General features: G+C 66.3%; 13 protein-coding genes. 5 read left to right on the top strand and 8 right to left on the bottom strand.

Going from position 1 to position 11,021, the window contains the following annotated elements:
- From VIR09_RS25750 to VIR09_RS25730, 5 genes are all read left to right on the top strand, one after another.
- On the top strand, nucleotides 1-259 hold a 259-nt coding region (locus VIR09_RS25750; RefSeq protein WP_332015428.1), incomplete at its 5' end, for a RidA family protein.
- 1 nt (nucleotide 260) lies between these two features.
- Nucleotides 261-1,439 carry an NADH:flavin oxidoreductase gene (locus VIR09_RS25745; protein WP_332015427.1) on the top strand — a complete coding sequence of 393 codons (1,179 nt, stop codon included), beginning with the start codon at nucleotides 261-263 and terminating at the stop codon, nucleotides 1,437-1,439.
- A gap of 136 nt (nucleotides 1,440-1,575) precedes the next feature.
- Nucleotides 1,576-2,082 carry a sigma-70 family RNA polymerase sigma factor gene (locus VIR09_RS25740; RefSeq protein ID WP_332015426.1) on the top strand — a complete coding sequence of 169 codons (507 nt, stop codon included), beginning with the start codon at nucleotides 1,576-1,578 and terminating at the stop codon, nucleotides 2,080-2,082.
- A gap of 49 nt (nucleotides 2,083-2,131) precedes the next feature.
- The gene (locus tag VIR09_RS25735; protein WP_332015425.1) at nucleotides 2,132-3,157 is read left to right on the top strand and encodes a FecR domain-containing protein; all 1,026 of its coding nucleotides are present in this window, start codon (nucleotides 2,132-2,134) and stop codon (nucleotides 3,155-3,157) included.
- Between the two features lie 115 nt (nucleotides 3,158-3,272).
- Complete coding sequence (locus VIR09_RS25730; RefSeq protein WP_332015424.1) at nucleotides 3,273-5,675, top strand: TonB-dependent siderophore receptor; 2,403 nt, start codon at nucleotides 3,273-3,275, stop codon at nucleotides 5,673-5,675.
- Here VIR09_RS25730 and VIR09_RS25725 read toward each other — a convergent pair.
- From VIR09_RS25725 to VIR09_RS25690, 8 genes are all read right to left on the bottom strand, one after another.
- A complete protein-coding gene (locus VIR09_RS25725; protein ID WP_332015423.1) occupies nucleotides 5,665-6,654 on the bottom strand; it encodes a zinc-dependent alcohol dehydrogenase family protein in 990 nt (329 codons plus the stop codon). The genes VIR09_RS25730 and VIR09_RS25725 overlap by 11 nt on opposite strands.
- Nucleotides 6,655-6,714: 60 nt before the next feature.
- Complete coding sequence (locus tag VIR09_RS25720) at nucleotides 6,715-7,017, bottom strand: metalloregulator ArsR/SmtB family transcription factor (protein WP_332015422.1); 303 nt, start codon at nucleotides 7,015-7,017, stop codon at nucleotides 6,715-6,717.
- A gap of 57 nt (nucleotides 7,018-7,074) precedes the next feature.
- Complete coding sequence (locus VIR09_RS25715; protein WP_332015421.1) at nucleotides 7,075-7,731, bottom strand: hypothetical protein; 657 nt, start codon at nucleotides 7,729-7,731, stop codon at nucleotides 7,075-7,077.
- Between the two features lie 70 nt (nucleotides 7,732-7,801).
- Nucleotides 7,802-8,053, bottom strand: coding sequence for a hypothetical protein (locus tag VIR09_RS25710; RefSeq protein WP_332015420.1), 252 nt, complete (start codon nucleotides 8,051-8,053; stop codon nucleotides 7,802-7,804).
- Nucleotides 8,054-8,150: 97 nt separating this feature from the next.
- A complete protein-coding gene (gene aac(6'), locus VIR09_RS25705; RefSeq protein WP_332015419.1) occupies nucleotides 8,151-8,594 on the bottom strand; it encodes an aminoglycoside 6'-N-acetyltransferase in 444 nt (147 codons plus the stop codon).
- Nucleotides 8,595-8,684: 90 nt separating this feature from the next.
- The gene (locus tag VIR09_RS25700; RefSeq protein WP_332015418.1) at nucleotides 8,685-9,455 is read right to left on the bottom strand and encodes an SDR family NAD(P)-dependent oxidoreductase; all 771 of its coding nucleotides are present in this window, start codon (nucleotides 9,453-9,455) and stop codon (nucleotides 8,685-8,687) included.
- A gap of 1 nt (nucleotide 9,456) precedes the next feature.
- Complete coding sequence (locus tag VIR09_RS25695; protein WP_332015417.1) at nucleotides 9,457-10,155, bottom strand: ABC transporter ATP-binding protein; 699 nt, start codon at nucleotides 10,153-10,155, stop codon at nucleotides 9,457-9,459.
- A 9-nt stretch (nucleotides 10,156-10,164) separates the two neighbouring features.
- Nucleotides 10,165-10,938 carry an ABC transporter ATP-binding protein gene (locus VIR09_RS25690; protein WP_332015416.1) on the bottom strand — a complete coding sequence of 258 codons (774 nt, stop codon included), beginning with the start codon at nucleotides 10,936-10,938 and terminating at the stop codon, nucleotides 10,165-10,167.
- Between the last annotated feature and the right edge of the window lie 83 nt (nucleotides 10,939-11,021).

Below are 11,021 nucleotides of genomic sequence, written 5' to 3'. Positions count from 1 at the left end.
TCTGGCTCAAGGCGAGAAGGCGTTTTCGAACCTGCGCCGTGCGCTGGAAGCTGGCGGTTCCAGCTTGCAGGACGTGATCAAGGTGACCATTTTCGTCACGGACATGGGGCATTTCGACGAGGTGGTGGCACTGCGTCGGCGCTTCTTCTCGGCCCCGTATCCGGCCGACACGATCGCGGAGATCAAGGCGCTTTACGATCCGGCCGCCATGATCGAGATCGAGGCCATCGCGGCCGTGCGTCCGCAGGAGGGCCGTTGACATGAACGCGCCCGACCATCGCCCGAACGGCGCTGCGCAGGCCGGACTGTTCACCCCGCTGCGGCTGGACAGAGGGCTGACCCTGGCCAATCGTCTCGCCGTCGCCCCCATGACCCGCGTCAGCGCGACGGAAGATGGCCGCGCCACGCCACAAATGGCCGACTACTACGCAGCCTTTGCGGCCGGCGGCTTCGGACTGGTGATCACCGAAGGTATTTATACCGACCGGGCGCACGCGCAGGGCTACCTGTTCCAGCCCGGCCTGACCGACGACGCCCAACGCGACGCCTGGCGTACCGTGGTGGACCGCGTGCATGCTCACGGCGGCCGCATCATCGCGCAACTCATGCATGCCGGCGCTTTGTCACAGGGCAATCCCCATCGCGGCGCGACGAAGGGGCCGTCGGCCGTACTGCCCAAGGGGCGGCAAATGACGTTCTATCGGGGAGACGGGCCGTACCGGATGCCTGAAGCCATGTCGGACGAGGACATCGCAGAGGCCATCGAGGGCTTTGCGCAGGCGGCACGCAGGGCGCAGGAGGCGGGCTTCGACGGCGTCGAGATACATGGCGCCAATGGCTATCTGCTGGATCAGTTCCTGACCGCCCACACCAATCTGCGCGCGGACCGCTATGGCGGCAGCCTGGAAAACCGGCTGCGCCTGACCGTGGAGGTCATCGGCGCGGTGCGCCGCGCGACGGGTCAGCGCTTTATCGTGGGCGTACGCAGTTCGCAGGGCAAGGTCAACGACTTCACCCACAAGTGGGAAGGCGGCGAGACGGATGCGGCGCAGATCTACCGCGGGTTGGGCGCCCAGCCCATTGATTACCTGCATACGACCGAGTTCGAAGCCTGGCGTCCGGCTTTTGGCGATCAGGGTCCAAGCCTTGCAGCATTGGCGCGGCGGCATGTAGCGGTCCCGGTGCTGGCCAACGGCTCGCTGCACGATCCGCTGCAGGCCGACGGAGTGATGGCAAGGATGGAGGCAGATTTCGTTTCGCTCGGACGTGGCGCGCTGACGCACGCAGATTGGCCTGCAAGACTGCGTGCCGGCACAGGATTCGAGGCCTTCGATCGAGGGGTGCTGGCACCCATCGCCGACCTTGCCAATGCGGCGCGGCATCGCGAGGAGCGCCACTGCGCTTCAGGGAACGGCACATCGGCCCAAGATCCTGACTGACCTCTTCGCGCCGGAAGCCGCGGCTCAGCTTTGGCAACCTCTTGTCGCCGCGCCGCGACTCACTTTAGAATGCGGATGATTCTCATTTTTCACGGGCGCCGGTTTCCTCCAGGCCCGCGACAAGCCGGAGGGCCGCATGTCCGCGACCGAGTTTGCAGTGCCGTCCCAGGGCATCGATGTCCTGTATGCAAATCACCACGGCTGGCTGAAGGGGTGGCTGCGCCGCCGGTTGGGCAATTCCTCTGACGCCGCCGATCTCGCCCACGATACGTTCATGCGTCTGCTGGTCCGCGGCGAGACCGTCGCGGCACGGGAGCCGCGCGCGCTGCTGACCACGGTGGCCCAAGGCGTGGTGTCCAATTTCATGCGGCGCCGCCGGATCGAAGAGGCCTATCTGGCCAGCCTGGCCGACCTGCCGGAGCGCGAAGCGCCCGGTCCCGAAACCCGCGCCATCCTGCTTGAGACGCTGATCGAACTGGACCGGCGCCTGGATACGCTGGCCGCCCCCGTGCGCCAGGCATTCCTGCTCTCCCAGCTTGAAGGCATGAAGCAGGCGGACATCGCCTCGACGCTGAACGTCTCGCTCGCCACCGTGCAGCGCCATATCGCCAAAGCGGCGCACCTCTGCTTTTTTGGCGCCTGAGCAGCGGCCCGGCCCCTGCCCGCTGCCTCAGATCCCCACCGACACCGCCATGCCCATCTCGCCCGCGGACCCGAGCCCGACGGCGTTCCCCCAGTTGGACGGCCCGCCGCTGCCCGCCAGCGTCAGCCTGCGTGCGGTGGAATGGCTGGTCGCCCTGCAAGCAGCGGACGCCAGCGACGCCACGCGCGAGGCCTGCCAGCGTTGGCGGGCTGCGCACCCCGACCATGAGCGCGCCTGGCGCCACATCGAGACCTTCGGCCAGCAACTGCGGAGTTTGAACACGCCGCTGGTGCGCGGCGCGCTGACACATGAAGACCGCAGCGGCCGGGCGCGCCGCCGGGCCGTCAAGACGCTGGCCCTGGCCCTGTTCGCCGGCGGCGGCGCCTGGCTGGCGCGCGACAGCCTGTGGCGTGGCTGGCAGGACTGGCGGTCCGATTACCACACGGATGCCGGCGAGCGCCTGGGCGTCACGCTGGCCGACGCCAGCCGCATCGACCTGGACACTGGCAGCGCCATCGACGTGCGCTTCGATCGCGAGCAGCGCCTGGTCCGGCTGCTGCGCGGCCAGATCCTCGTCACCACCGCGCCCGACCCGGCCGCCCCGCTCGGACGCCCTTTCCTGGTCGAAACAGCCCAAGGCCGCGTGCGTGCGCTGGGCACCCGCTACAGCGTGCGCCAGTTCCCGGGCCGCAGCCACGTCGCGGTGTTCGAAGGCGCCGTGGAAATCCGCCCCGATCTTCTTGCGGACGCGCCGCTGCTTGTCCATGCCGGCGAACAGGCCTCATTCACCCGCGACGCCGTGGGTCCGACCCGGCCCGCCGAGCTGAGCGATGCCTCATGGTCCGTGGGCATGCTGGTCGCGCAGGACATGCCGCTGTCCACCTTCATCGCGGAACTTGCGCGGTACGTGCCCGGCCGGCTGGCCTGCGACCCCGATGCCGGCCGCCTGATGGTTTCCGGCGTCTATCCGCTGGACGACGTCGATCGGGTGCTGGACATGCTGCGCCGGACGCTACCGGTCGACGTCGACCGGATGACGCGGTATTGGGTCACCGTGCGCCTGCGCGCCGCCTAGCGAGGCGGCGCGCAAACCAACCGTCTGTTTTTTTCGGGCAAACGTGAGGGGTTTCCGATTTTCAAGTGGCAAACCTAATAGAAGCCACATTTTTCTACCGGAACCCGGACCCCTCATGGATTACCGCCTGCCTCGGCGCGCCGCGCGCCTCATCACATGCAACACCCTGGCGCTGGCCGCAAGCCGCGCTGTCTGGCTCACGGCGACCGGCATCGCCTTGAGCGCCGGCGCGAACGCCGTCCAGGCCCAGGCCAGTGCCAGGACCTACGCGATCCCCGCCGGCACGCTGGAAAACGCGCTGACCCGCTATGCGCTCGAAAGCGGATTGATGCTGTCCTATTCCGCGAGCGACATCGCAGACAAGCGCAGTCCGGGCCTGCAAGGCAGTTTCGAGGCCCCCGCGGCCCTGGCCAGGCTGCTGGCCGGCACGGGACTGGCGGCCCGGTTGCAGCCTAACGGCGGCTACGTGCTGCGGCCGCTGCCCGGCGGACAGCCGGGCCAGGAGTCCGCGCAGACCTTGCCCGCGGTTACGGTCACGGGCGTCCATGAATCCGCTTCCGGCCCGGTGCAAGGCTTCGTCGCCCATCGCAGCGCAACCGCCACCAAGACCGACACGGCGCTGCACGAAACGCCCCAGTCCGTCTCTGTGATTCCGCGCGACCAGGTCGTCGCCCAGGCGGCCGACTCGTTGGACCAGGCACTCGGCTACACAGCCAGCGTCATGTCGCTGGAAGGCGGGGCGCTCAGGCACATCGGCACCCGCTTCACGGTGCGCGGCTTCAACATCACGGGCGCGGCGCCGCTGTATCTGAACGGCACCAAGTTCCCCATCAACTCGCTCAGCGGCGCCATCGAGCCCTACAACTTCGAGCGCATCGAACTGCTCAAAGGTCCGGCCTCGATCCTGTATGGCCAAGCCGCCCCTGGCGGCATCATCAACCTCGTCAGCAAACGCCCCACGGCGGAACCCCTGCGCGAGCTGGAATTACAGACGGGAAGCTGGAACAAGAAACAGATCGCCATGGACCTGGGCGGCCCGGTGACCGAGGACGGGAACGTACGCTACCGCCTTACCGGTTTGGCGCGCGACAGCGACACCATGATCGACTACATCAACAACGACCGCCAGTCGCTGGCCGGCGCGCTGGAGTGGCAGATCAGCGATGCGACCCTGATCACCCTGCTGGCCAGCTACAGCCGGACCGACAGTCCCTACGATTCAGGCAAACCGCTGGAGGGCACGCTGCTATCCAATCCCAACGGCTCCATATCGCGTTCACGCTTCGTCGGCGAACCGGGCTTCGACCGGTATGTCGTGAAGGGTTCCACCCTGGGCTACCTGCTCGAACACAGGCTGAACGACGATTGGCAGGTCAGGCAGAACCTGCTGGCCTATGAACACAAGGCCGACAACCAGTACGCCGCAGTGAATGCGCGCGTAAGCCCGTCGAACCCTGCCTTGGGCACGCGCTATGCCATCACCCGGTACGACACCGACAAGGGACTCGCCGTGGACAACCAGCTGCTGGGCAAGCTGCGCCACGGCGGGGTCGAACACACGCTGTTGTTCGGCATCGACTGGAGCAAGAGCGAATTCACGCGTTCCCAGGAGTTCGGCGCCATTGCGCCGATCGATCTGTACAAGCCCGTCTATGGCGCCCGGCCCAATCTCGGCGCCCCCAACTATTCCGAAAACGCCGTGCGCCAGCTGGGCTTCTACGGGCAAGACCAGATCAAGTTCAACGACCGCTGGATCGTGCTGCTGGGCGGCCGCTACGATTCCGTCCGCACCGACTCGACGCCGGGCTCGGGAGGCCAGAACTCCCATGCCTTCACGCCGCGCGCCGGCCTGATGTACCTGTTCGACAACGGCCTGGCCCCCTACTACAGCTACAGCAAGTCCTTCCAGCCCACGCCTGGTTTGGACTTCAGCGCCAATCCCTTCAAGCCCACCACCGGCGTGCAGCACGAAATCGGCTTGAAGTACGAACCCAAGGGCGTGGACGCGTCCATCACCGTGGCGCTCTACGAAATCACGCAACGCAATGTCCTCACCAGCGATCCCGCCCACGTGGGCTTCCTGGTCCAGACCGGCGAAGTCCGCTCGAAAGGCGCGGAGATCGAGGCCCGGGCAAGCCTGAACCGGCAACTGGATCTGGTGGCCGCCGTGGCGACGACCGATGCGCGCGTCACCAAAAGCAATCTGGGCAATGAAGGTTCGCGGCCGGCATCGGTCCCGCGCAACATGGCTTCGCTCTGGATGGACTATCGGTTTTCCGCCGTGCCGGGCCTGAGCGCGGGCGTCGGCGTGCGCTACGTGGGGCGCCAGGAGATCTATGACTTGCCAGTACCCTCGTACACCACCTACGACGCCGCGCTGCGCTATCAGCTGGACAAGTGGCAGTTCGCCCTGAACGTCAAGAACCTGGCCAACAAGACCTATGTCGCCGCATGCCCGGGCACCTGCTTCTATGGCGACGAGCGCAACATCACGCTGACGGCACGCATCAACTGGTAAGCGGCCGTTCGCGAGCCGAGGGCGCGACGGCAATCGCGATCTTTCCCTGGACGCCGTTGTTGGGACTCTCCAGCCGCGCATGGGCGAGCGGAATATCGGCAAGCGCATAGACCGCTCCCACATGCGGCCGCAACTGGCCGCGCGCGATCAATGCGCTCAGTTCATCGAGCTTGCCGCGGTTTTGCCGCGTGAACACGAAGTGGTAACTCGTGTTCTTGCCCCAGGCCTGAATCAGGTTTTGCGGCTGCGCAATGTCCACGATCGTGACGACGCGTCCCAGCTGCGCAAGCGCGTCGGGGCTGCGCGCCAGGGTGTTGCCGCCTATGGTGTCGAACACGACGTCGACGCCGCGCCCGCCCGTCTCCCGCATGACGGCTTCGACGTAGTCTTCCTTTTCGTAGTCAATGACCACATCCGCGCCCATGCTGCGCGCGAACTCCGCGTTGGCTGCGCGCACGGTCGTGTACACCCGTGCTCCGATGGCTTTCGCGAGCTGGATTGCCACATGGCCGACGCCGCCCGCACCGCCGTGCACCAGGATGCTCTCCCCGACTCTCAGGCCAGCGCGCACCACCAGCGCTTCCCATGCCGTTCCGCCCACCAAGGTCAGGCTGGCCGCCTCGATATGGCTCAGCGAGGGCGGCTTCCTCCCGATGATGCTCTCCGAGGCGAGGTGGTACTCGGCATAGCTTCCCGGTCCCTCAAATATCTGCGGGGTGTACCAGACTTCGTCGCCAGGAGCGAAGGCCGTCACGCCCGGCCCCACGGCTTCGACCACGCCGGAGACATCGTGCCCGGTAATGGCCGGCAGCGGCACCAGGTCGGGATAGTCGCCGCGCCGGACTTGGTAATCCAGGGGATTGATCGAGGTTGCATGCACCCGGACCAGGACTTGCCCCGCGTGCGGCACAGGTTTGGGCAGGTCGCGGAGTTCGAACGATTCCGGGCCGCCAAATGATTGGAGTGTCATCGCCTTCATGGTTTTCCTTGTTTCGATAAATAGGGATATCGGGAAATACCGATATTTATAAGTAAAAAATTACAGCTCTTTCCCGATGATCTTGGCAAGAGCACTGATGGCCGCTTCGTTCCGTTTGTAGTAGGTCCACTGACCGATGCGCCTGACTTCGACCAAGCCAGCGCGTTGCAGCGTTGCAAGGTAATCAGACACCGTGGACTGCGATAGCCCGACGCCTTCCTGGATACTGCTGACGCAGACTCCCACCGTATGAACGTCGCCTTCGTCCTGCGGCGGGAAGTTCTTTGCGGGGTCCTTCAAGCCTTGCAAGATTTCAAGGCGGGTGCGGTTGGAGAGGGCTTTGAATATGTCGAGCAATTCCATGAGCGCATTGTATCGGGATTTCCCGATATGTCAATGAATCAGACTCGCGCTCACGCCTTACTTGTCGACCGACCGCATATCGCAAGTCGTCTCGGAAGACGAGCACACGCCGCGGAACCACGCCCGCCCGCGCGAGCGGTCCTTGGGCGCCAACGGTTCGAATGTCTCGCTGTTGCGCATCTCGTAGTCCAGCAATAGCCATTCGCCCTCGCAGGCGACGATGCCTCTCAACGTGGCTCTCTCGGTCAGCCAGTCGTCTCCCAGATCCAACAGCCGCTCGCTGCTGGCGTCCGGACGGGCGTAGCCTCGCGCAGACTGGATGCCGACCTGCGCATCCCCCGCCTCGATCCAGCCCTCGCCCCGATACACGGGCCGCGGCTTGCTCTGTTCGTCGCCGGTCTTGTCGTCGCTGGCGTTCCTGATCTTGAGCCAGCCGTCGCGCGCCTCGGTCACGTCGAAGGTGACGCTGTAGTAATCGATGTTGGGATCGGCGCCTTCGCCGCGAGTCGTCGGCAGGCTGCCCGCCACCGCCGCCTGGGCGGACGCCGCCGCGCGCACCTGGATGGCTGGCTTTTCGTCGGTCGTCCAACCCGAGAAGCTGCACGTCGTCGGGCCTGGCGGGGTCCAGGCGGCAAGCTTGGATGCGGCCTGGGCGTGGAGCGCGGGCGACAAGGTCAGCGTGGCTAGCGCCAGAAGGATCCGTCGAACAGTCATGGGGTTGATCGCTTCGTCGATTATGGGCTGGCAAAGCGTAGCATGACGAGCCGCGTCGATCAGGCCCGGATCAGTTGCTGTTGATCCACTCCTGCGAGTCCCGGATGAACCAGGGCAGATTCAAGCGTTCGCCTTCGCCGGACTGTATGGTCAAACGCTGATCCGAGGATCCCGGGGGGGTGTTCTTGCCCTGCCCCGTGGAAGGAGACCGGCTGCGGTAGTCCAGCTCGGTTTGCTGTGGAGGTTTATCCGCGCAGGCGGCGATCAACGCGCACGCGACCGCAGCAAGGACAAGCCGCAGTGCCGGACGAAGGATCTTCATGATGTTCTGATTCCTGCTGAGGGCACAGGCCAAAGTGCCCGAAAATCAAGGCCTACAGCCCATACCTTACTCGCAATGCCGCGCGAGCGTGGACGTGTCACAGCGGCATATTGAAATAGACGACCCGTTGAGTCTCTATGAACCCCAGACGTGAGTGGGCCGCCTGGCTTATCACATTGTCCAGCTGAGTATCCGAGGCCAGCTCTGTGCACCCTCTATCCAGCGCCCATACTCGAACGGCAGCGACCAAGGCCCGGGCCGCGCCCTGCTGCCTCGCTTGCGGGATGACATACAGCCCCTCCAGGAACGCCACGGGGCTGGAGTCCGTGCCATTGACGTAGTCCGTCCTGATTGAAGCTTCGGCAAGACCCAGGGCCTGCCCGCTGTCGGAGCGCACCAGGAACTGGGCGTACCTTTCGGGAGAGGAAACCTGATCGTCCATATCCTGCTGGTGCTCGGCAGCCGCGGCAGCAGGCCAGAGCGCCATGCGCAGTTCGAGCCAGTCGGCATTCCGGGAGGAAGTGATTGCGGCGGTTTTCATGGGCAGGGTTCATTTTCCAGGTGACGCGCAAAAATTTATCACCTTGCCCTGCCCGCTGTCGAAGCGCATCCGGCCACGGCATGCGCCGCCCTATTCCTGCACCGGCACCGTATAGTTCAGCGCCAGCCGGCCGCCGTCCGCGTATACCGTCTGCCCGGTGACATAGCTGGCGTCGTCGCTTGCCAGGAACACCGCCACTTTGGCGACTTCGTCGGTAGATCCCAGCCGCTGCATCGGAATGCGCGACAGCACGGTCTTGCGGGCCTCAGGATTGCTGGTGATCGTGGCCAGGATCTCGGTATCGATGCTGCCGGGGCCGATGGCGTTGACGCGGATGCCGTGCGGCGCCAGGGACAGCGCCATCGATTTGGTCATCTGCCGCACCGCGCCCTTGCTGGCGCCATAGGCCAGCTGGTCCGGCATCGCCAGTTCCGCCGTCATCGAAGACAGCGTCACGATGGCGCCGTTGCCGCGCCCGCCCGCCACCATGGCGCGCGCGGCGGCCTGCGCCACCAGGAAGGTGCCGCGCACGTTGACGTTCATGACGGCGTCCAGGTCTTCCAGCTTCAGCTCCAGAAAGTCCGCGGCGCGGATCACGCCGGCGTTGCAGACGCAGATGTCCAGGCCGCCCCAGCGGCGCACGCACTCGTCAGCCAGCTTCTGGGCGTCGCCCGGGTCCGTCACGTCGACGACGACGGCAGCCGCGCGCTCTCCCAGCGAGCGGACTGCCGCCATCAGTTCGGCCTCCTTGCGGTCGGCCAACAGCACGCATGCCCCCTCGGCCACGAAGCGCCGCGCGATCGCCAGTCCTATGCCCCCGGCCGCGCCGGTGACCAGCGCCACCTTGTCCTGCAGTCTCATCTCACACTCCCACGTAGGCGGCCACCAGGTCGGGCCGCTTGGACAATTCCGCCGAGCTGCCGCGCCACACCGTCACCCCCTTGTCGAGGATGACGTTGCGGTCCGACAAGCGCAGCAAGGCCGTGGTGTTCTTGTCCACCACGATCATCGACAAACCTTCGGCTTTCAATTGGGCCAGCACGCGCCAGATCTCGGCGCGCACCACCGGCGCCAGCCCTTCGGTCGCTTCGTCCAGCACCAGCAGGCTGGGGTTGGTCATGAGCGCCCGGCCCAGCGCCAGCATCTGCTGTTCGCCGCCGGACAGCTGGGTGCCCAGATTGGCGCGGCGTTCACGCAGGCGGGGAAACAGTTCATACACGCGCTCCAGCGTCCAGCTGCGGGCGCCGCCGCGGACCATGGCCGTGGCGATCAGATTCTCTTCCACCGTCAGGGTCGGGAAGATCTGGCGCCCCTCGGGCACCAGCGACAGCCCCATCCGGCCGATGCGGTACGGCGCCAGCCCGCGCAGGGAACGTTCGCCATAACGGATGCTGCCCTGGCTGGCCGGCAGCAGGCCGAACAGGCACTTGATGACGGTGCTGCGGCCCATGCCGTTGCGCCCGATCAGGCCGACAACCTCGCCCTGGCCCACGTCCAGGTCCACCCCGAACAGCGCCTGGCAATGCCCGTAGGCCGCCGTCAATCCGCTGATGCTCAACATGGCGGCTCCTTATGCGTCGGCGTCGTCGCCCAGATAGGCGCGGCGCACGTCGGGATGGTTGCGTATCTGGTCCGCGCTGCCGGTGGCGATGATCTTGCCGTAGACCAGCACGCTGATGCGGTCGGCCAGCGCGAACACAGCGTTCATGTCGTGTTCGACCAGCACGATGGTGTAGCGGCCCTTCAGGCCTTGCAGCAAGGCGATCACGCCCGCGCTTTCGGCCGCGCTCATGCCGGCCATGGGTTCGTCCAGCAGCAGCACCGACGGCTCGCCCGCCAGCGCCATGGCAATCTCCAGCTGGCGGCGTTGGCCGTAGGCCAGGCTGTCCACCTGCGCCTCGGCCACGTCCTCCAGCTTGCAGGCCCGCAGGGCTTGCCTGGCGGCGTCCACCACGTCGGCGCAATCGCGCAAGGCGGTCCAGGCCGACAGGCGCCGGCGGCGCTTGCGCAAGGCGGCCAGGCAGGCGTTGTCCAGCACCGTGTAGCTGTCGAACACCGAGGTCACCTGATAGGAGCGCAGCATGCCCTGCGCCACGCGTTCCTGCACCGTGGCGCGGGAAACGTCGGTGGCACCCAGGCGCACCGCGCCGCCATCGGGACGCAATTCGCCGGACAGCAGATTGATCAGGGTGGTCTTGCCCGCGCCGTTGGGGCCGATCAGCGCATGCAGTTCGCCCGGGGCCACGTCCAGCGACACGCCATCGGTCGCCTTCAGGCCGCCGAAGCGGCGCACCAGGTCCTGCGTCGACAAACCCACGGGCGCGGCGGCGGTTTGCATGTTCATGCCGAGGCCTCCTTGGCGAGCGCGTCCGGCGGACGGCGATCCTTCTGCCCGTCCGCGGCCGGCGGCTGGGCCGTCGGCGCGGC

Origin of the sequence: Achromobacter sp. (genome assembly GCF_036567245.1) — a bacterium.
Taxonomy (GTDB): domain Bacteria; phylum Pseudomonadota; class Gammaproteobacteria; order Burkholderiales; family Burkholderiaceae_B; genus Achromobacter.
The sequence above is the reverse complement of the archived record's forward strand: the minus strand, read 5'-3'. Positions and strand labels throughout refer to the sequence as shown.